The organism is Actinomadura sp. NPDC000600 (genome assembly GCF_040492135.1).
Taxonomy (GTDB): Bacteria; Actinomycetota; Actinomycetes; order Streptosporangiales; family Streptosporangiaceae; genus Spirillospora.
On sequence record NZ_JBEUPD010000006.1, the window covers coordinates 302987 to 323496 of the forward strand.

The 20510-nt window shown below is 70.6% G+C and carries 19 protein-coding genes and 2 tRNA genes; 13 read left to right on the top strand and 8 right to left on the bottom strand.

Annotated features, from left to right (window positions below):
- The first annotated feature begins 18 nt into the window (after positions 1 to 18).
- Positions 19 to 2448 (top strand): hypothetical protein, encoded by a 2430-nt coding sequence (locus ABWI07_RS12205; protein ID WP_353818555.1) that lies wholly within the window; start codon positions 19 to 21, stop codon positions 2446 to 2448.
- Between the two features lie 15 nt (positions 2449 to 2463).
- Here the strand turns inward: ABWI07_RS12205 and ABWI07_RS12210 are convergent, their stop codons facing one another.
- Together ABWI07_RS12210 and ABWI07_RS12215 are read right to left on the bottom strand one after the other, a co-directional pair.
- The gene (locus ABWI07_RS12210; RefSeq protein ID WP_353818556.1) at positions 2464 to 2847 is read right to left on the bottom strand and encodes a phage holin family protein; all 384 of its coding nucleotides are present in this window, start codon (positions 2845 to 2847) and stop codon (positions 2464 to 2466) included.
- A gap of 103 nt (positions 2848 to 2950) precedes the next feature.
- Positions 2951 to 3409, bottom strand: coding sequence for a hypothetical protein (locus ABWI07_RS12215; RefSeq protein WP_353818557.1), 459 nt, complete (start codon positions 3407 to 3409; stop codon positions 2951 to 2953).
- A gap of 193 nt (positions 3410 to 3602) precedes the next feature.
- On the opposite strand from ABWI07_RS12215, the gene ABWI07_RS12220 reads away from it, so the two are divergent.
- Entirely contained in the window at positions 3603 to 4265 is a 663-nt protein-coding gene (locus ABWI07_RS12220; protein WP_353818558.1) for an HAD family hydrolase, read from the top strand.
- A gap of 30 nt (positions 4266 to 4295) precedes the next feature.
- On the opposite strand, the gene ABWI07_RS12225 is transcribed toward ABWI07_RS12220, so the two are convergent.
- Positions 4296 to 5498 (bottom strand): RNA-guided endonuclease InsQ/TnpB family protein, encoded by a 1203-nt coding sequence (locus ABWI07_RS12225; protein ID WP_353818559.1) that lies wholly within the window; start codon positions 5496 to 5498, stop codon positions 4296 to 4298.
- A 200-nt stretch (positions 5499 to 5698) separates the two neighbouring features.
- On the opposite strand from ABWI07_RS12225, the gene recQ reads away from it, so the two are divergent.
- From recQ to ABWI07_RS12270, 9 genes are all read left to right on the top strand, one after another.
- Entirely contained in the window at positions 5699 to 7525 is a 1827-nt protein-coding gene (recQ, locus tag ABWI07_RS12230) for a DNA helicase RecQ (protein WP_353818560.1), read from the top strand.
- Positions 7526 to 8079: 554 nt separating this feature from the next.
- A complete protein-coding gene (locus ABWI07_RS12235) occupies positions 8080 to 8541 on the top strand; it encodes a DUF5666 domain-containing protein (RefSeq protein WP_353818561.1) in 462 nt (153 codons plus the stop codon).
- Positions 8542 to 8631: 90 nt separating this feature from the next.
- Positions 8632 to 9315 (top strand): response regulator transcription factor, encoded by a 684-nt coding sequence (locus tag ABWI07_RS12240; RefSeq protein WP_149260547.1) that lies wholly within the window; start codon positions 8632 to 8634, stop codon positions 9313 to 9315.
- Positions 9312 to 10640 (top strand): sensor histidine kinase, encoded by a 1329-nt coding sequence (locus ABWI07_RS12245; RefSeq protein ID WP_149260548.1) that lies wholly within the window; start codon positions 9312 to 9314, stop codon positions 10638 to 10640. The genes ABWI07_RS12240 and ABWI07_RS12245 overlap by 4 nt, the downstream gene beginning before the upstream one ends.
- A gap of 78 nt (positions 10641 to 10718) precedes the next feature.
- A complete protein-coding gene (locus tag ABWI07_RS12250; RefSeq protein WP_353818562.1) occupies positions 10719 to 11687 on the top strand; it encodes an alpha/beta hydrolase in 969 nt (322 codons plus the stop codon).
- The gene (locus ABWI07_RS12255) at positions 11684 to 12547 is read left to right on the top strand and encodes an SDR family NAD(P)-dependent oxidoreductase (RefSeq protein WP_149260550.1); all 864 of its coding nucleotides are present in this window, start codon (positions 11684 to 11686) and stop codon (positions 12545 to 12547) included. The genes ABWI07_RS12250 and ABWI07_RS12255 overlap by 4 nt, the downstream gene beginning before the upstream one ends.
- A 348-nt stretch (positions 12548 to 12895) precedes the next feature.
- Complete coding sequence (locus ABWI07_RS12260) at positions 12896 to 13528, top strand: acetate uptake transporter (protein WP_149260551.1); 633 nt, start codon at positions 12896 to 12898, stop codon at positions 13526 to 13528.
- A 106-nt stretch (positions 13529 to 13634) separates the two neighbouring features.
- Positions 13635 to 14177, top strand: a complete 543-nt coding sequence (locus tag ABWI07_RS12265) for a DUF1707 SHOCT-like domain-containing protein (protein ID WP_353818563.1) — start codon at positions 13635 to 13637, stop codon at positions 14175 to 14177.
- 434 nt (positions 14178 to 14611) lie between these two features.
- Positions 14612 to 15361: a hypothetical protein gene (locus ABWI07_RS12270; protein ID WP_149260554.1), complete on the top strand. Its 750-nt coding sequence runs from the start codon at positions 14612 to 14614 to the stop codon at positions 15359 to 15361.
- A gap of 59 nt (positions 15362 to 15420) precedes the next feature.
- Here the strand turns inward: ABWI07_RS12270 and ABWI07_RS12275 are convergent, their stop codons facing one another.
- The 3 genes from ABWI07_RS12275 to ABWI07_RS12285 all read right to left on the bottom strand — a co-directional run bounded on the left by ABWI07_RS12275 (position 15421) and on the right by ABWI07_RS12285 (position 17256).
- Positions 15421 to 15942: a hypothetical protein gene (locus ABWI07_RS12275; protein ID WP_353818564.1), complete on the bottom strand. Its 522-nt coding sequence runs from the start codon at positions 15940 to 15942 to the stop codon at positions 15421 to 15423.
- Between the two features lie 106 nt (positions 15943 to 16048).
- On the bottom strand, positions 16049 to 16447 hold the full coding sequence (locus ABWI07_RS12280; RefSeq protein WP_149260556.1) for a hypothetical protein: 399 nt from the start codon (positions 16445 to 16447) through the stop codon (positions 16049 to 16051).
- A gap of 736 nt (positions 16448 to 17183) precedes the next feature.
- Positions 17184 to 17256 (bottom strand) — tRNA-Arg (locus tag ABWI07_RS12285).
- 188 nt (positions 17257 to 17444) lie between these two features.
- Here ABWI07_RS12285 and ABWI07_RS12290 point away from each other — a divergent pair.
- Positions 17445 to 17876, top strand: coding sequence for a hypothetical protein (locus ABWI07_RS12290; protein ID WP_149260557.1), 432 nt, complete (start codon positions 17445 to 17447; stop codon positions 17874 to 17876).
- A gap of 137 nt (positions 17877 to 18013) precedes the next feature.
- A tRNA-Ser gene (locus ABWI07_RS12295) sits at positions 18014 to 18105 on the top strand.
- A gap of 161 nt (positions 18106 to 18266) precedes the next feature.
- On the opposite strand, the gene ABWI07_RS12300 is transcribed toward ABWI07_RS12295, so the two are convergent.
- Both ABWI07_RS12300 and ABWI07_RS12305 read right to left on the bottom strand, forming a co-directional pair.
- Positions 18267 to 19838, bottom strand: coding sequence for a site-specific integrase (locus ABWI07_RS12300; RefSeq protein WP_353818565.1), 1572 nt, complete (start codon positions 19836 to 19838; stop codon positions 18267 to 18269).
- A 461-nt stretch (positions 19839 to 20299) separates the two neighbouring features.
- Complete coding sequence (locus tag ABWI07_RS12305) at positions 20300 to 20500, bottom strand: helix-turn-helix domain-containing protein (protein WP_230298595.1); 201 nt, start codon at positions 20498 to 20500, stop codon at positions 20300 to 20302.
- Positions 20501 to 20510: the final 10 nt, after the last annotated feature.

The window sequence follows — 20510 nt, forward strand, 5'->3', positions numbered from 1 at the left end:
GATGAGGCCCCCGGGTACGTGGCGGCGGGCGTCGGGGACGAAGGGCTCGATCCTCGGGCGGGGCTGGGGACGGTGCCGATCGAGGTCGCCGATCCGACGCCGCCGCTGGGGACGGACGCAGGTGAAGGTGACTGGCGTGAGCTGGTCGAGAGCGTCTACGGGCCGCTGACCGAGTTCTACGAGGGGCTCGACGCGCGGCTGCGGGAGGTCCCCGAGGACGTCCCGCCGATGGGGTGGGCGCCGCACATCGCGGCCCTCCGGGCGCTGCGCGACGGGCAGGTCGCAGGAGAGTGGGACGTGCTCGCCCGGTTCCTCGTCGCGCCCGGGACGCTGGAGGGCGCGGAGGGGCTGCGGCTCGTCCAGGCCGGCGAAGGGGACCAGGGCCGGGTCGTCCGGGACGCGGTCAAGGAGCTCACGGCGGCGGACGGGCGGGCCCTGCTGATCGCCCCCACCCCCGAGAAGGCCGCCGAGCTGCTGCGCGGCATGGAGGGCGACCCCGATGTCTTCTCGCTGCTGATCGAGACGCAGCCGGAGACGGCGGAGGCGCGCTCGGTGCGGACGCAGGCGCTCCCGCCCGTCGAGGAACTTCCCGTCGAGGAGCCGCCCGCCGAGGAGGAGCCGCCGCCGCTGCGGGAGCCGGGGTCCAACGGGACGGTCGAGTTCAAGCCCCTGACCGGCCCGCCCCCGGAGCCTGCGGCCGCCGTGACCAGGGCCGAGCCGCTGCCCACGCTGCCGCCCGCGGAAGCCGTGGAGCCAGTGGAGCCCCTGCAATCCGCAGAGCCCTTGGAGCCCGAGGAGGGGCCGTCGGCGCCGGAGACGCGGGTCCGGTCGGCGGCGCTGCGGCCGGTCGGGGAGGCGTGGGGGCTGTCCTGGCAGACGGAGGCACGGCTGCTCCAGCGCGGGCTGATGTCGCTGGAGCAGTGGCCGCGGGACGCGGCGGCGCTCCAGTCCGTCCAGGCCGAGAATCTGCGGCGGGCCGAGCAGCTGGAAGCGGAGAAGGCGGGCCTCGCCCAGGCGATCGAGGAGGCGCGGAACGCGGCGGCGGCCGCGGAGGAGGCGGCGGCGGCCGCCCAGGCCGAGGCCGAGCGGCTCTCCGGCGTCCAGGAGGAGGCCGAGACGGAGTTGGCGGGACCGCGGGCCGAGGCGGAACGGCTGAAGCAGGCCGCCGACGAGGCGGGCGCCGAGGCGGCCGCGCGGACGCGGACGGCCGACGCGACCTACGCGCGGTGCGTCCAGATCGACGAGCGGGCCAGGACGGCCCAGGCGGAGTTGCAGGGGGCGCGGCAGGCGGAGGCGTCCCTCACCGACGAGCTGGCGCGGGCGCGCGAGGCGCTGCCCGGCGCGGCGGAGGAGGCGCACCGGTTGACGGCGGCGGACGCCGACGCCGCCGCGGAGGGCCATGCCGCCTACTACCGGCTGGTCTCGGCGGAGTCGGCGCTGTCGGCCCTGCGCCGGAAGATGACGCTCGGGCAGCGCCTGCACGTGGCGTCGCCGCCGGCGGAGCTGCGCGATCTGCGCGCCGAGGTCAAGGCCCGGACGCGGGAGGCGGACGAGGCGGCGACGCGGGCGCGGGAGGCCAAGGAGGCGGCGGAGCACGCCGAGCGGGTCCGGCGCGGGCTGGCGTCGTTCGTGTCCGAGGGCGGCGCGCGGCTGAAGGCGGCGCAGGAGGCGCAGGAGCGGCTCGGGACCGAGCTGACCTGGCTCGCCGCGGAGCGGGAGAAGGTCGGCGCCGAGCATCAGGAGCAGGCGCGGCTGGCGTCCGCGGCGGTCGAGCGGGCCACGGAGGCGGGCCTGCGGGCCCGGGCGGCGTACCAGGTGGCGCAGGCGATCGAGGAGCGGGTCACCGCCGCGCGGACGTCCCGCGAGGCGGCCCTCGCGGCGGCGGCGCGGGCCCGGTCGGACGCGGAGGCCGCCACGGCGCACGCGGCGGAGACCGCGGCCGCGCTGGAGCGCCGCACCGAGGAGGCCGCGCGGGAGATCGCCGAGCGGGAGGCCGAGCTGGAGACGGTGGCGGCGGCCGAGGCGCGGTCGCGGGAGAGCGTGATCGAGATCTGCGGCGCCGACCCCGCCGACGACCCGGAGGTCGTCCCCGCGCACCAGCGGCGCGCGATGGCCCGGATCGAGGAGCTCACCGGCTACCTGGAGGGCGGCCGGGCGGCGGGGAGCGAGGTCCTGCTCCGCACCGCCGACCTCGTCGTCGGGACGCCGGCCGGTGCCGGGCTCACCGTCCGCGACGAGGACTTCGACGCGCTGATCGTCGCGGACGCGGGGACGGTCACCGACGGCGAGTTCCTCATCGGCGCCGTCCGCGCGCGCCGCTGGATCCTGGTCGGGACGGCCGGGTCGCGGCCGCCGGGCTACCGGGAGTACGCGGACTCGCCGTCGGGGCGGCTGGAGCTGAGCCCGTTCGAGCGCGCCGCGACCGCCGCGCCCGGCCCGCTGGACTAGTCCGCGCCGGACGGGCTAGTCCTCATCGTCGTCGTCGGGAAGGAACAGGTGGAGGAGCCAGCCGACGACGCCGACGACGATCGCGCCCCAGAAGGCGGGCCAGAAGCCGGACACGTGGAACGGCAGCTCGAGCCCCTCCGCCAGCTCGCTCGTCAGCCAGAGCAGCAGCGCGTTCACCACGAGCCCGATGAGCCCGAGCGTGATGACGTAGAAGGCGCAGCCGAGGGTCTTGATGATCGGTTTGAGGACGGCGTTGACGATCCCGAAGATGACCGCGACCGCGACCAGGGTGAGGATCCGCCGGGAGGTGGTCTGGTCGCCGAGCGTGATGCCGTCGATCAGGACCGTCGCGACCCACAGGGCGACCGCGGTGGCGCCGACCTTGAGAAGTATTCGCACGCCACGCATCATCCTGGCAGGGAACCGCCCATGTCATCCCACTGCGAGACGATACGGGCGGTGACTCCCGTCATAACGGCGGATGACCCGCCGGGGCCGCGCCCTACTCGGCGCGGTCGAAGAACGGCGAGGTGGCGGCTACCTGGGAGCCGGAGCCGGAGCGCCCGCCCGCGACGCGGACCCCCTGCACCGCGGTCTCGCGAGGCGTGCCCTGCCGCGCGGCGTCCCGGCGCGGCGAGCTCTGCCGGACGCGGGCCAGCTCGCGCTCCAGGCGGCGCTTCTCCATCTCCAGGGTGGTCAGGGACTCCTCGTGCTCCTCGCGCAGTTCGCGCAGGTCGCGGCGGGTGCGGATGCGGCGGGCGGCGCCCTTGAGGGTGAGCGTCATGCCGACGAGGAAGACGAGGGACACGCCCGCGCCCGAGAGGAAGAGCTGCCACTCGCTCTCCAGGCCCGGGACGCTCTGGCCGAACACGACGAGGTTCGCCGGGCCGGTGTTGTCCATGACGACACCGGCCCCGACGGCGATGGCGGCCGCGACCAGGAGAAAACCGACGAACACCATGGGCAGATCTCCTCTGCAGTGACTCCGGAGGGGGTGCGGAGGCCCACCACCTTGCCAGACCGAAACTGGATCATGTCGCATTCGTCGGATAAAGCCTGGTCAGAAGCTATTCGTCCGAACCTGCCGCGCAGGGTTCCGTTCTGATCGCGGCGGGTAGTGTCGGGACGTCGCGACGAGACCCGTGGAGGGGCCCATGTCCGTGCAGGCCATCGTGTTCGACCTGGACGGCGTCCTGATCGACTCCGAGCCGGTGTGGGAGGAGGTGCGGCGCGGCTACGTCGCCGAGCGCGGCGGGCGCTGGCTGCCCGACACCCAGGACCGGCTCATGGGCATGAGCACCCAGGAATGGGCGGACTACATCGCCTCCGACCTCGTCGACGGCGCCACCTCCGAGGAGGTCGCCTACGAGGTGGTCGACCGGATGTCGCAGCGCTACGAGGAGTCGCTGCCGCTGCTGCCGGGCGCCGAGGACGCCGTCCGCCGCATGGCCGCGTTCCGCCCGCTGGGGCTGGCCAGCTCGTCCCCGCGCGCCCTCATCGACATCGTGCTCGCGCACCTCGGGGTGGACGCCCTCTTCCACACGACCGTGTCGACCGAGGACGTCGAGCGCGGCAAGCCCGCTCCGGACGGCTACCTCGCCGTGGCTGCGCAGATGGAGGTCGCGGGGCGGGACTGCGTCGCGATCGAGGACTCCAGCAACGGGCTGCGGTCGGCGCACGCGGCGGGGATGACGGTGATCGCGATCCCGCGCCCGGCGCACCCGCCGGCGTCCGACGCGCTGGCGCTGGCCGCGCACGTCGCGGGCGGCCTCGACGAGCTGACCCCTGAGCTCGCGGAGGCGGTTTTCCACAGTTGACTTCCTCCTCTCCCTGGCGGGAGGGGAGTCCTACGGCTCGCGCCGTGGTTGTTTCTGCTTCGCGGCCGATTGCGGAAGGGAGGGCCCTTGCCGTCTGAAATCGGCTCCACAGACATCGCCGGGGTCTCCCCTGGCTACGACTCGACCAGCCGCAAGGATGTTCTTGGCCGCGTTGTGGTCCCGGTCGTGCCGGGTGCGGCAGCCCGGACACGTCCAGTGCCGGGTCGACAGACTCAACTCAGCGAGCAGATGCCCGCAGGCCGAGCAGGTCTTGGACGAGGGGCACCACCGGTCGATCACCACCAGGGTCCGTCCGGCCCGTTCGGCCTTGTACTCCAACTGGCGGCGGAATTCGCCCCACCCGCAGTCGGAGATCGCCTTGGCGAGCCTGCGGTTCTTCACCATGTTGGCGACGGCCAGGTCCTCGATCACGATGGTGTCCGCCCTGCCGATGAGGGCGGTGCTGGTGCGGTGCAGGAAGTCGGCGCGGGCGTTGCGGACCTTGCGGCAGGCACGGGCGACCTTGGCCTTGGCCTTGCGCCGGTTGCTGCTGCCGGGCCGCTTGCGGGCCATGCGCCGCTGGTACCGGGCCAGGTTGCGCTGCTTCTTCGCCAAGTGGCGGGGGTTGGCGATGCGGTCGCCGTCGGAGGTCACCGCGAAGTCCTTTACACCCAGGTCGACGCCGATGGCGTGCCCGGCGGGCGGTAGGGGGTCGGGGGCGCGGGTGTCGACGGCGAAGGTCACATACCAGCGGCCGTCGGGGTCCCGCGAGACCACCACCATCGTGGGGTTCAGCGTGGCCGGGTCCACGTCCGGGAAGGACCACACGAACTTCAGCGGTGCGGTGGTCTTGGCCATCCGCAACTGCCCGTCCTTGATGCGGAACGCCGAGCGGGTGTAGTGGGCGGACTGGCGGGAGGTACGGGTCTTGAAGCGGGGGTGGCGGGCGCGTCCGGCGAAGAAGTTGGCGAACGCGGCGTGCTGGTGGCGCAGCGCCTGCTGCAGCGGCACCGAGGACACCTTCGACAGGAACGCCAACTCCTCGGTCTTCTTCCACTCGGTGAGCGTGGCGTCGGTCTCCCGGTAGGAGATGCGCCTGCCCCCGGCCTGGTAGGCGCGGCGGCGTTCGGCGAGGGTCTTGTTCCACACCAGGCGGATGCAGCCGAACGTGCGGCCGAACAGGGCCGCCTGCTCGGGCTCGGGATAGGCCCGGCACTTGTACGCCGTCCGCATGACCGCAACATTACTAGCGGACAGGAAGCCGGTAAGGGTTTTCGGGTGTCAGCGGGCCCTTGTCTTGGACAGTCCCGGCTGTGCCGGGCCGCCACTGCCGGAGTCCGAATCCCTCCGCGGGCCGAAGAACAGGGCATCCATTGGAGGACCAGGTGAACGTTCGGGGGACGGGTGTCCGCGGCGGTTCGTAGTATGGCCCGGTGACTTCCCCTGAGACCCCGGAGACGCTCGAGACCCTGCGGCGCGTGTTCGGCTACGACGCGTTCCGGGACGGCCAGCGGGAGATCATCGAGCATGTGGTCGGCGGCGGGGACGCCCTCGTCCTGATGCCGACCGGCGGCGGCAAGTCGCTGTGCTACCAGATCCCGGCGCTCGTCCGTAAGGGCACCGGCGTCGTCGTCTCCCCCCTCATCGCCCTCATGCAAGACCAGGTGGACGCGCTGCGCGCCCTCGGCGTCCGCGCGGGCTTCCTCAACTCCACCCAGGACTTCGACGAGCGCCGCATGGTCGAGGCGCAGTTCACGGCCGGCGAGCTCGACCTGCTGTACCTCGCGCCCGAGCGGCTGAAGCTCGCCGCGACCGTCGAGCTGCTCGACCGGGGCGACGTCTCCCTGTTCGCGATCGACGAGGCGCACTGCGTGTCCCAGTGGGGGCACGACTTCCGGCCCGACTACCTGACGCTGTCCGGCCTGCACGAGCGCTGGCCCGAGATCCCCCGCATCGCGCTGACCGCGACCGCCACCGAGGCCACCCGCGGCGAGATCGCGTCCCGGCTCCGGCTCGAACAGGCCCGCCACTTCGTGGCGAGCTTCGACCGCCCCAACATCCAGTACCGGATCGAGCCGAAGACCGACGCCAAGCGCCAGCTGCTGCGCCTGCTCCAGAGCGAGCACAAGGGCGACGCGGGCATCGTCTACTGCCTGTCCCGCAACTCGGTGGAGAAGCACGCCGCGTTCCTGACCGAGAACGGCATCGAGGCCCTCCCGTACCACGCGGGCCTCGACGCCGAGATCCGCGCGGCGAACCAGGCGCGCTTCCTCCGCGAAGACGGCCTCGTCATGGTCGCGACCATCGCGTTCGGCATGGGCATCGACAAGCCCGACGTCCGCTTCGTCGCCCACCTCGACCTGCCGAAGTCCGTGGAGGGCTACTACCAGGAGACGGGCCGCGCCGGACGCGACGGCCTCCCGTCCACCGCCTGGCTCGCCTACGGCCTGCAGGACGTCGTCAACCTGCGCAAGATGATCGACGGCGGCGAGGGCGACGCCGCGCACCGCCGCCGCCAGGGCATGCACCTCGACTCCATGCTCGCCCTCTGCGAGACGGTCGAATGCCGCCGCGTCCAGCTGCTGGACTACTTCGGCCAGTCCGGCGAGCCCTGCGGCAACTGCGACACCTGCCTCACCCCGCCCGAGACGTGGGACGCGACCGTCCCCGCCCAGAAGGTCCTGTCCACCGTGGTGCGGCTCGACCGCGAGCGGCGCCAGAAGTTCGGCGCCGGCCACATCGTCGACATCCTCCTCGGCAAGAAGTACGCGAAGGTCATCCAGTTCGACCACGACTCGCTGAAGGTCTTCGGCATCGGCACCGAGCTGCGCGACGTCGAGTGGCGCGGCGTCATCCGCCAGCTTCTCGCGCAGGGCCTGATCGCGGTGGAGAGCAACCACGGCACGCTCGTCCTGACCGACGAGAGCGCCGGCGTGCTGCGCGGCGAGCGCAAGGTCATGATGCGCCGCGAGGCCGAACGCCCCGTCGCGAAGGCGGCGAAGACCGCCAAGGCGGCCAAGGCCCAGGTCGAACTCCCCGCCGAGGCGATGCCGATCTTCGAGCGGCTGCGCGCCTGGCGCGCCGCGACCGCCAAGGAGCAGGGCGTCCCCGCCTACGTCATCTTCCACGACGCGACCCTGCGCGAGATCGCCACCGCCCTCCCCACCTCCTTGGCGGAGCTGGGCCGCGTCAACGGGGTAGGCGAGAACAAACTCGCCAAGTACGGCGACCAGGTCCTGGAAACCCTCGCCTCCGACTAACCCGGCCCCAGCCGCCAACGCGCACCGCCACACGGAAGCCGTCCGAGGACACCAAGGCAGGCCTGGAACGCTGGCGACCGCGGCGGACGCCGAGCCAACACGGAACGCCGGAGACAGCGCGAGACGCCGGAGGCGGTTTGGGTGCGGGGGGCGGTGTGGGGATCCGGGCGGCCGGGTGACATGGCGGTACTCCCGTGTCGCCACGGAACAGATGCATCACCGACTCTTTACAAACTGTCATCAAGTAATTACCATCTGTGCATGACGACATGGAGTTGGACCGTTCCCGGTACCACCTGGACCCGCGCCGGCACGAGCTGGACCTATGCAAGTACCGGCCGGAGCAGCAAAGGAACGAGCTGGACCTGACCCGAGGGGCACGAACGATTCGCCGAAGCCCCGGGCAGGACGGGGCCAGGGCCTGAACGGTTCCTCGCCGACGCGTTTGCCGGCGGATGGGGTGCACGGGGTGGCTGGGGGTGGTTGGGGACTCTCAGGGTTCTCTCAGGGTTGGGCGTGGACTTCTGCCAGATGCGGCCGGTTACATGATCCGCATGCGAACCAATCGGAAGACGATCACGGCTGGTGTCGGCGCTGCCGGGCTTCTTGGGCTCGGTCTCTACCTCGCGGTCCCCGCCTTCGCCGACGACCCCGCGCCCTCCCACTCCCCCACGGCGCACGCGGGTCAGGGGCACCCCGGCAAGGGGCACCCGTTCCGCCGGGCGCGCGGGCTGAACGGTGTCCACGGCGAGGCCACCGTCAAGCGCAAGGACGGCTTCCACCTCGCCACCTGGCAGCGCGGCAAGATCACGTCGATCTCGGGGAGCGGGGTGACCGTCCGCAGCGAGGACGGCGCCTCCTGGACGTGGAAGACCGACGACAAGACCCGTGTCCGCAAGAACGGCGACAAGTCGTCCCTCAAGAGCCTGGCCGGCGGCGACCAGGTGCTCGTCGCCGGGGAGCGCTCCGGGGACACCCGGACCGCCCGGCTGATCCGCGTCCCGCAGCACCGCTGACCCGCCGGCACCGACCATGCCGGGTAGTTTCGGGCGGGAAAGCCCGATGTGCGGGCACGATGCGGGCGAGGGAACGGGCTGCGGGAGCGGATGAGCGAGACCCAGCGGGTGCTCGTCGTGGACGACGAGGCCAACATCCGCGACCTGATCGAGGTCGCGCTGCGCTTCCACGGCTTCGCGACCGCCACCGCCGGCACGGGCGAGGAGGCGCTGCGGGCCGTCCGCGAGGCGCCTCCCGACCTCGTCCTGCTGGACGTCATGCTGCCCGACCTCGACGGCTTCGAGGTGTGCCGGCGGCTGCGCGCGGACGGCGACCAGGTCCCGGTGATCTTCCTGACCGCGCGGGACACGCCGTCCGACACCGTCAGAGGCCTCACGCTCGGCGGTGACGACTATGTCACCAAGCCGTTCTCGATCGAGGCGCTGATCGCCCGGGTGCGGGCCGTCCTTCGCCGGGCGGCCCCGCCGGCGCCCTCCGCCGGGCCAGTGCTGCGCGTCGCCGACCTCGAACTCGACGAGGCGCACTGGACGGTGCGGCGCGGCGGCGTCCCCGTCGAGCTGTCCCCGACCGAGTTCCGGCTGCTCGCCTACCTGATGCGCAACGCGGGCATGGTGCTCTCGCGCGCCCAGCTCCTCGACGGCGTGTGGGGCTGGGACCACGGCAACCCGCAGGTCGTCGAGACCTACATCAGCTACCTGCGCCGCAAGCTGGACCCGCTCGGCACCCCGCTCATCCACACCCAGCGCGGGGTGGGCTACGCGCTGCGGCCATGACGCTCAACGCGAGACTCCTCACCGGCCTGCTCGCCATCACCACCGCCGGGCTGGCGATCATGGGCCTGGTCAGCGCGCTCGTCCTGAACGGGTACCTGATGCACCGCGTGGACGGGCAGCTCCAGGCCACCCGCGACCGCGCCGTCACGCGCCTCCTGCGCCCCGGCCTCCCGGAGCAGGGGGTGGCTCCCGCACAGTTCGTGGTGCTGGCCGTCGGCCCGGCGGGACGGGTCCGCGTCCTCAGCGGCGACGCGCCCGCCCCCGAGCAGGCGGTGCGGGAGGTGCGGCGGCTGGGCCCCGACGAGCTGGCCGCCCGCGCACGCACCCTCGAACCGTTCTCCCTGCCCGGCCTGCGCGCGGTGGCGCGTCCGTCGCGGAACGGCGTCATCGTCGTGGCGGCCCCCCTCACCGAGATCCACGCGGCCGTCCGCAACCTCGTCCTGACCGAGATCGCCACGGCCGCCCTGCTCCTCGCCGTCCTGCTCGTGCTCGGCCGGTGGCTCATCCGCCGCGGCCTGCTGCCGCTGGGCCGGATGGCCGCCACCGCGCACGCCATCACCGCGGGCGGCGACCTGCGCGCCCGCATGCCCGGCCCCGGGCAGCGCACCGAAACGGCCCGCCTCGCCTCCGCGATCAACGTGATGCTGGAGCGGATCGAGCAGGCGTTCTGGGCGCGCAGCCGGTCGGAGGCCCGGGTCCGCGAGTTCGCGGCCGACGCGTCCCACGAGCTGCGGACGCCGCTCACCACCATCCAGGGCTACGCGGAGCTGTACCGGCACGGCGCCCTCGGGCCCGACGAGCTGCCCGACGCGATGCGCCGCATCGAGGAGGAGGCACGTCGGATGAACAGCCTCGTCACCGACCTGCTCGAACTCGCCCGTCTCGACCGCGAGGCGTCGCTGCACCCCGTCCGCACCGACCTCGTCGCCCTCGCCAGGGACGCGGTGGCCGACGCGACCGCCGCCGACCCCGACCGTCCCATCGTGCTGGACGCCCCTGACACTCTGGCCGCCACCGTCGACGAGGCCCGCATTCGCCAGGTCTTCGCGAACCTTCTGGCCAACGTGCGGGCCCACACACCCCCCGGAACGCCCACCACCGTCCGTCTGGCGCCGGGCCTGATCGAGGTGGCGGACGAGGGGCCGGGCATGTCCCCGGAGGACGCCGCGCGCGCCTTCGAACGCTTCCACCGGGGCGCGCAGGGCGGCACCGGCCTCGGCCTCCCCATCGTCGCCGCCATCGCCGCCGCCCATGGAGGACGGGCCGAACTGCTGTCCGCGCCGTCCAAAGGGACGATCGTCCGCATCACGCTCGGTTCCCACTGAGCGGGACACGCCGGTGCCGGTGGCGACGCCGTCCTGCACAGTCCGAAGGTCGGCTCCCCGAACCGAAGGAACCGCAGCATGTCCGGCTGGAGTCATCGGTACGCGCGCGTGAACGGCCTGGACGTCCACTACGTGGAGCAGGGAGAGGGGCCGCTCGTCGTCCTCCTGCACGGCTTCCCGCACATCTGGTTCAGCTGGCGCCACCAGATCGGGCCGATCGCCGACGCGGGCTTCCGGGTCGTCGCGCCCGACATGCGCGGAATGGGGCACACCAGCGGCCCGCGTGACCACCGTGAGTACGACGTCGACCGGATCGTGGGCGACCTCACCGGCCTCCTCGACCACCTCGGCGAGGAGCGGGCCGTCTTCAGCGGGCTCGACTTCGGCCTCTTCGCCGCCTACGACCTCGCGTACCATGCCCCGGACCGCGTCGCCGCGATCATCGGGCTGGAGAACCCCTTCTTCACGCCGAGCGAGGAGTCGCCGCTGACGCTCGCCGCCCGCCAGGCGAAGCGGCACTTCAACCACATCCACTACTTCGCCGAACCCGGCGTCGCCGACCGCGACCTCGCCGCCGCGCCCCGCGAGTTCCTGCGCAAGGTCTTCTACGCGCTTTCCAGCGACTACCACTACCTCGACGTCTGGCGGCAACCTCCCGGAACGTCCTATATCGACGCCCTTCCCGAGACGCCGCCGCTCCCCTGGTCGTGGCTGACCGAGACGGAGCTGGAGTTCTACGTCGACGCCTACAGCCGCAGCGGCTTCACGGGCGGGCTCAACTGGTACCGGGCGATGGACCTGTCCTGGGAGTACCGCAAGTCCTACGGCGACCGGAAGAACCCCGTCCCGTACTACTTCATCGGCAGCGAGCAGGACGCCGACCTCGAGGGCTGGCACGGCGACGACCCTCTGAACAGGCTCGGCGACCACCACGCCGACGTCCGCGGCGTCCAGATGATCAAGAACGCCGGCCACATGATGCAGATGGAGAAGCCCGCCGAGACCACGGCGGCCATGCTCGTATTCCTCGCTGGGAGCGCCAGGTGAGCCTTACCGAAGACCGGGTCGTCGTGGTCACCGGAGCCAGCCGCGGCGCCGGGAAGGGCATCGCGCTGGCCCTCGGCGCGACCGGGGCGACGGTGTACGTGACGGGACGGACGCGCGCCGAGGGCGACGCCGACCTCCCCGGCACGGTCTTCGCCACGGCCGAGGAGATCGACGCCCGCGGCGGCACCGGCGTGCCCGTGATCTGCGACCACTCCGACGACGAGCAGGTGGCGGAGCTGTTCAAGCGGGTGGAACGCGAGCACGGCGCGCTGGACATCCTCGTCAACAACGCGTTCACGATCCCGGACGGACTCACCCGCAAGGGGCCGTTCTGGGAGAAGCCGCTGGCGCTCCAGAGCATGTTCGACGTGGGGATGCGCTCGGCCTACGTGGCCGGCTACTACGCCGCTCCGCTGCTGGTGCGGAACAACGCGGGCCTCGTCGTCAACACCTCGTCCTTCGGCGGACGCTGCTACATGCACGGCCCGGCCTACGGCGCGGGCAAGGCCGCCGTCGACAAGATGGCGCATGACATGGCGGTCGACTTCGAGCCCTACAACGTCGCCGTCATCTCGCTATGGATGGGTCTGCTGAAGACCGAACGGAACAAGGCGCTCTTCGAGGGCGTCCCGGACCGGTACAGGTCGTTCGCCGCGGGCGCGGAGTCCGCCGAGTTCAGCGGCCGGGTGATCGACGCGCTCGCCCGGCACCCTGAGCTCATGCGGTGGAGCGGGCAGGTCCACATCGGGGCGGAGCTCGGCGCCGAACTGGGCGTGGTGGACGTCGACGGGAGCAGTCCCCGGTCCCACCGCGGGCATCTCGGCGACCCGCCCACCTTCAGCTCCGCCGTCGTCAAGTAGTCGGCAACGCCTTCACCAAGCCTTGCCCGGCCACACCACCCGGAATTCGCCTGGACTTCCTCATCCGGCTCGAAAACGCCCCGTGCGCGGAAAATAGTTCTGCATATCGCGAAGCGATATTCCGCACCCCCGCTCGCAGCTGATGCGCTTAATGGGGATATGCCTGGATTACCCCATGAAGGGGCCCCTGACCTGGAGCGCAAGCGGAGTTATGATCCGAAACTGGGGCCGACGCGATAACGGTCCCATCAGGGGCGCCCGGACGTCCGTTGTCCGCATTCCTTCGTCCATCCCTGTCCGGCCGAGACCGAGCGAGACAAGGCGATGGGACTCCAGTGAGGAGGCACCATGACCCACGTCGAGCAAGAGTCCACACCGCAGACCCCGCCCGCGGCCGCCGATCCGGCGCCGCTGGGCCTGGCGGCGTTCGCCCTGACCACGTTCCTCCTCTCGGTCAAGAACGCCGGATGGACCGACGGCACCGACGCCTGGCTGAGCTACGCCCTCGCCTACGGCGGCCTCATCCAGCTCCTGGCCGGAATGTGGGAGTTCCGCAACCGCAACGTGTTCGGCGCGACGGCCTTCTCGTCCTACGGCGGCTTCTGGCTCGGCCTCGGCCTGTACGTCGTCCTGGTCGCCGGCGGGGCGAGCCCCGCCGAGGAGGCCAACGACCTCGCCTGGATCCTGCTCGCCTGGGCGATCTTCAACACCTACATGATGTTCTGGGCGACGCAGGTCAACCAGGCCGTCCTGGCGGTGTTCGTCGCGTTGGAGGCCACGGAGATCATCCTGTTCATCGGGAACTTCGCCACCAGCGAGACCACGATCAAGATCGGCGGCTACCTCGGCGTCCTGACCGCCATCTGCGCCTGGTACGCCTCCGCCGCCGGCATCATCAACGGCATGACGGGCCGCACCTTCCTCGGCGTCGGGAAGCCGCTCACGGCCCTGACCTCCCGAACCGGCCCCTATCCACGCTGATCCACCGCGGCCCCCGGGCGCCGCGCAGCTGATCAGTTCGCGAGCCCGCCTGGGCCGGCCGGCTCGCGGTCTCCTCGCCCGACAAGTGCGGCGCTAGGGTGAGTTCGTGACCCCCCGTCCTGAACATCCGGCGCGCCTCGTCGGCGACGACGACCGCGAAACCGCCGTGCAGCGTCTGCGAGAGGCGTACGCCAAGGGGCACATCTCGCACGAGGAGATGGACGAACGCCTCGACCAGGTTCTCAGCGCCCGGACCCGCGGCGACCTCGCGACCCCCTTGGCCGCACTCCCGGACGAGGAGGCGGGCGCCACCTCCACGATCGGCGCCGCCACCGGACGGATCAAGCGCCGCGGCGCCTGGCGCGTACCGCGCTCCCTCAAGGTCGAGTCCGCCTTCGGGAACGTGGACCTGGACCTGTCCAAGGCGATCATCGAGCACCCGGTCGTCGACATCGAACTGCGGGTCGGCACCGGCCGAGCCAAGATCACCGTCCCCCGCGACGCCATCGTCGAGACGGAAGGCCTGCACACCGGTCTGAAGGACGCGCGCTACACGCCCCGCCACCCCGCGCGCCCCGGCGGCCCCAAGATCAGGATCACGGGCTCCATGGGCTTCGGCCGCCTGAAGATCCGCCACTCCCGCCGCTGACGCTTTCCTCGCGCCCCGCCGACCGTCCGAGTCCGGCGGTCGGGCCGCGCCAGGCGTCATGCGGTCGCTGCCCCCGACCGGACTCCTCCGATCCGCGCATTCCGGAATGATCAGCCGGGCCCGTCCGATCGGTTCGTCGATCGCACCTCCTCGCCTATTTCCGGATTGAATGTGATCTAGACCAGTACCATGAGCGTCCGGCCGCATCCTCAATGGTTCGGGGGACGTCGATGAGTGCTGGTCAAGGCCCGTGGGGCCCGTACGGCGGCGGGCAGCAACCGGGGCGGCCGTACGGCGGGCCTCCCGGCCCGCAGTGGGGACCGCCGCCCGGCCCGCAGTGGGGCCGACCGCCCGGACCACCGCCCGGACCCCAATGGCGGCCGCCGCCCGGGCCACCGCCCGGACCGCCCCGGCCGCCGTCGCGCACGTGGCGGGTGCTCCGGCTGCTCAACCCGATCCTGGCCGCACGCCAGGTGGCCAGGGCGGCCCGCCCGGGCCGGGTGGACGATCCGGTGGTGCGGAAGGTCCAGGTCCTGCGCGCGGTGGTCGGTCTCATCGCAGTCGTGTGGGTCATGGTGACCTACCGCGTCGCCTCTGACGCCAAGTCCGTGGCCTACGACCGGGCCGACCAGATCGCGACGTCCGCGGCCCTGCTACCAGCCACGTTCCCGGTCGTCGTCGGCGCGTTCATCCTCGGAAGCCGTCCGCACATGCGCGGCCTGTACCTGCGGCGGTCGCTGAAGCCGCTGGGAGCATTGCTGGCTCTTGTCGGCACGGTCTTGCTCGTCTATGTTCTCGTCCACGTGATGCCGGAAGGCGGCCTCATCGGCGACGACGAGAAGCCGTCCCCGGGCGTCTACATGAAGCTCCTGGTCATGGTCATCGCCGCCCTCTGGACGCTGTGGGCGATCGCGTTCGTGATCTGGGGCGGCGCCATCGCGGTGGTGAACGTGCTCCGGACCGCCGACATCCACGAGGTCCTGCCCCCGGTCATCGCTACCGTCCTGGTCTGGGAACTCGCGATCGGGGACCTGATCTCGAACGACTACCACGGCCTCCCGGTACCGGCGCGGATCGCGGTGATCCTCGGCGGCCCCCTCTCGGTCACAGCGGTGAGCCTCTGGGAACTGCGGCGCCTCAAAACCCGCCACGCGCTGACCGTCCGCCAAGCGCTGGGCCGCTGACACACCCGCACGCGCAGTCCTGGAATGGTGAAGCCAATGGGACGCCCCGTGGGACAGCGTCACGGGTTCCTTGACATGCCCCTTGGCCTCGGGAGCCACATCGGCCCATATTTATCGGTGAAGTCCTCGGCTACTTCCCTGAAGTCGGGGTCGCCGTTGGCCCGAGCGCGGTGGACGAGCTGCTCCAGCAGTCGCCATGCTCCGATATGGGCGAGGAGCTCCGCGAGGCGGCGGAAGTCGTCGCAGTCGGCCGAGTCGAGCTCGTCCATGATGAGTGGCGCAAGCAGAGGTTCGAGCCGGTCGCGCGGAATGCGGCCGATGGCCCGCCGGGCGGCCAAGGCCAAGGCATCTGACATGGACAGAGCGACAAGCTGAGGGAGGAGTTCCTGCCCGTCTCCTGAGAACGTCCCGAGAAAGCTGAGGGCGGTGGCCTGCTCCCAGCCTCCTTCGGTCAAAGCGGCCCTGAGGATCTCAAGCCTGTCCTGGGCGTCTTGGAAGAAGGCCGCCTGACGGCGGTGGAGTTCGCGTTCAGCCTGGACGAACGCCTCCCACAGTTCTCTGTCGGAAGGTGCGGTGCTCACGGCTCCTCCTCGCTCACGGCCGCCGGGCGCGGCCGGTCGGCGCGGTCGCGCGCTTGCTTCGACTCTCATCCCGCCCGTGCCGTGCGCTGTCTCCGGGACGCGCCAGTCAGCGCTCGACAGAACCGACAATGCTCTGAGCGGACTTTCTCCTGAGCCCCAGATTCAGCCGCGCAAGTGATTGGCCGTCGCTGCGGTCGGCGATAACGACCTGAGTGAACAGCCTGGACTTCATCGTGGCGGTGAGGGCTTGGCGGGGCGCCTCGAACACCAGATCGCCCGGCTTGGAGGCGCTGCTGGTCTTGGCGTACATCAGGACCCGCTGAGAGGTCACCACGACCCACACGGCCGGCATAGAGGCGAAGACGAACAGACCGGCACCGCCTGTGGCCGCCGTCGTCACCAGTCCCGTGGCCAGCCCGGCCGCCAGATTCTTGGTCAGGTGCTGCTTCATCCCTCGCTTGAGCTGGGCGACGACCGCAACGTCGACCGTCTCGCCGTCGTTCATATGAGCACTCAGATGCCCCCGGAGCTTGGCTTTCGCAGACATAGAATCCCCTCAAATTCACACAAAGAGGGAGAATCATAGATCGCAGGCGCCGCCGAGTGAATCCACCGACCGGATGACTTCGCGCGGCATCGCCGCCTCACTCTCCCCCAGAGCCGCACCACCCAGCGCCGCGGGCCGCATCCGGTAATGGCGGAGAGTCCAGAACCACCAGTACCAGGCCCTTTTCATGACCGGACGCCCCGCGCTCTGCTGATCACCTGGACATCGCACTCACTGCCGTCCAACGAATTCGCACCCATCCGAGGGCAGAAGATGACCGGGTGCGGCCGGTCACGCGTGGTCGCCTCGACGCCGGGACGGTCGACGTCCCCAAGGCGCACCGAAAGCGTCGGCTCGCGCACTTCACGACTCCTGCCGGAGCGGCGTCCGCACCCGTGAGCGTCGCCTCCTCGGCCTCGGCAACGGCCCTTAGGCGGCACAGGCGCCCAGAGGGTCACCTCCTCGGGCTCTCCGGTACGGACCAGCAGCCCGGTTGCCAACGAGCCGGCGCCCTTGGCGGAGAGTGAGACCCATCCGGCGCACCGAGACTTGATGGACACGTTCGCCCCGGCCATGGCCGTGCGACGGCTGAGACCGTGAGCGGCGCCGTCTCTGGAGCCTGATTGACCCCCGGTGGCTCCCATGGCACACGCAAGAGGCCCCTCCCGGAACTGGAAGAGGCCTCTGACCCGTGCGCACCCGAAGGGATTCGAACCCCTAACCTTCTGATCCGTAGTCAGATGCTCTATCCGTTGAGCTACGGGTGCCTGCCGGAGTTACTGTACCGGCTCCAGGGACCTGACCGCGAATCGGTTGGTGGATGCCGGGGGCAGGGAGTGTGACTTGAGTCACGGAACCCTTGGGGGTGCTGGTACGCCAAAGGGGGGATTGAGGCGGGTCTGACCTGGGAGGGTGTAGCCCGTCCGAAAGCCCATCCCCCTGAAGGAGAATCCCCATGCGCATGTCCGCCACCAAGCTGGTCGGCGTCCTCGCCGTCGGTGGCCTGATGCTCGGTTCCACGGGTTGCAGCGCGGTCGACGCCATCGCCGGCGGGAAGAAGACGACCGCCTGCAAGAACATCGAGACGGAGCTGCGGAGCTTCTCCACCAGCGGCATGTCGATGACGACGCCCGGCGGCGCCTCGGCCACCGCGCAGAAGTTCTCGGACACGGCCGCCAAGGTGCGGTCCGAGGGGCAGAGCGCCGGCGGTGACGTCGAGACCGCCGCGACCGCCTTCGCGGGCGACCTCGACGAGACCGCGTCGATGCTGCGGCAGGTCCAGTCCGGCAGCACGACCCCGCGCCAGCCCGACCTCGCGGGAATGCGCCAGCACGGCAACGACCTGGCCGAGGCCTGCGGGTTCACCGGCTTCCGGCTCGGCGGCTGACGGCCGACGCGATCCGCTCCCGCGGCCCCGGGAGCGCGCCGCACGGACCTGTTTCCGACTATGCTGTCGAGGCCACGGGTCAGACTTTGCCGGTTGGCTCGCCGAACCGGTAGCCTGTCCTGAGCCCGATGGCTCCTGGAGGATTCGCCTAGTCCGGTCTATGGCGCCGCACTGCTAATGCGGTTTGGGTGCAAGCCCATCCGGGGTTCAAATCCCCGATCCTCCGCCACTTTGACCAGGGACTTCGTCCAAGATTGCGATCTTGAACGAAGTCCCTGTCGCGTTCCAGATGTCCGTTTCTCCTGGCCTGGTGTGCACATGGTGTGCACGGGAGGTCGGCGGAGTGCTTTCGTCGCCGGACGATGCGGGTGCTGGCCGTCTCGGCTTTGATTACCCTGCGTGTTGACCGCGCCGGTTGCGTCTGTCCGCAAGTGAGATCACGTTGGCGGCATCAGGTGTGCTCTGCCGCGTCCGACGAGGGACGACCGCAGCCACCGCCTCGGCGGCTGCCCGGGATACCTCGGGAAGCACTGACGTGTAGGTGTCGGCGGTGAACGAGTGGCGGGCGTGGCCGAGTGTCTCGCTGATCACTTTCATGTTGACGTTGCCGAGCAGGGCGAGCGTCGCGGCTCCGTGCCGTAGATCGTGGAAGCGGATCGGCGGCAGCGGCTCACCTCCCATCGCCACCTGGACGGCGCGAACGGCGATCCGGTGGTGACGAGCGATCCTGTCGATCGCCCAGCCCTCGACGGAGTGCTTGTCCTGGACGAGTCCGTACTTCTTGATCAGTTCCTCGAACCGTGTGGAAATCCACTGGGGACGCAGCCATGCCCCGTCCTCGCGAGTGAAGACCCGCCCGGAGTCCACCCACACCTCGGGGCCGGCGGCGGACCTTTCACGTTCCTGGACTCCCCGCCAGTCCAGCAGTACCGAGATGGTCGCCTCGTCCAGCGCCACGGTGCGCTCGCCGGCCTCGGACTTGGTGTCGTCGTACTCGTCGGCCTGGCTCTCGGAACCAGGACGCGTCTCGCGGACGGTCAGCGTGCCTGCCCCCTGGAGGTCGGTGTCCGCCCAGGCCAGCCCCGCGACTTCGGCTCGACGCAGCCCGCGGAAGGCGACCAGGTGGAAGAGGGCGTACAACCGCTCGTCCGCGATGAAGTCGAGGAAGGCGCCCGTCTGGGCGGGCGTCCAAACCATCACCGGCCCAGGTACCTTGCCGGTCTCCTGCCACCGCTGGACGCGTTCGGTCGTCCAGACGAGCGGCTTCGCCCGCCTTCCCCTGACGCGTGGTGTTTCAACGTGCGCGATCGGGTTCTCCCTCAGGCGCTTGGACTTCACCGCCCAGTTGAGCGCCGAGAGCAGAACCGCATGGATCTTCCTCACCCGCGTCGGGGAGATGGGCTTGGTCTGTTTGCGGCGGGGAGCCTCTCCTACCTTGAGCTGTTGCGTTGAGTACGCGCGGACCTCAAGCAGGCGCCGGAGCATCTCGCTCGGCTTCCCCCCCTCGGGGAGGGGACGGTTGATCTGCAGGATCGCCTCGTACAGGCCGATCACGTGCTTGTCTCTCAGGTCGACCAGTTTGAGGTGTCCCAGGCCGGGCACCAGGTAGAGCTTGACGATCTCCGTATAGTCCGCGAACGTCGAGGCTGACAGGCTCTCCTTCTTGGCAGGAAGCCAGATCGTCTCCAGGTAGGCGCCCGTCTTCAGGCTCCGATCGAGTTGCCGTCCATGGATCTCGAACTTGGCGAGTTCTTCCGTGAGCGCTTGCTGCGCGGCCTTCTTCGTCTTGTACGGGCCGACGGTCGGCTGTCTTCGTCGACCGCTGCCTCCTGCGGGTGCGTCGTAGCGCGCCCACCATGCTCCGTGGTCGCGGTTGACCAGCTTCGGGCACTTGCCCGCGAGGTACTTCTCGCCGGTCTCGGGATTGCGGCAACCACAGCGCTTGTAGGTCGTGCCTCGCATGGCTCCTCCTTCGGGAACGGTTCTTCATTCCGTGGTGGCGGGGGCCGCGAAACGGCTCCGCGGGAGTTGCTCTCCTCGCGAGGCCGTCTTCCAGTCGGACACCACTCGATTTACGCCGAGCTCCTCGTAGATCTCGGTGAGCTTCAGACGGGTGTAAGGGGCTTCGCAGAACGCTTCCTGCCGGGCAGCAAGGCCCTCGATCGCCTCACAGGCAGGGGGTGACGGAGAGGTCCCGGGGCAGGAAGGGAGGCGGTGGCGTTCTGCTGCCGCACGCTCACGGTGAGTCAACTACAGGCGGGTAGATCTTTTCAAGCAAAGCCTTGATGGTTGAAAGCCCGAGGTCAGACGCCCTGCACCGGGATGTCGAGCTTCGTCGCCATCCCGGTGCCAGGCGGTCTCTCCGGACTTTGCAGCCGCTCCTTGGTTCACTCGGAATCAGCGAGCCAGCCGACTCCTGAGGACTACGTGACGCCGAGCAACTTGCGGAGTTCCGCGGTCGGCACGCGGTAGGTGGTGCCGACTCGGATGATGCGACAGGGGAAGTCGCCACGCTTCGCCAGCTCGTAGGCGTACGTGCGGGACAGTCCAAGTGCGCGTGCGGCAGTCATGATGCTGACGACCGTGGGGAGCGTGTCGAGGTCCTTGTACTGCATGGTCTGCATTCGGATGCCT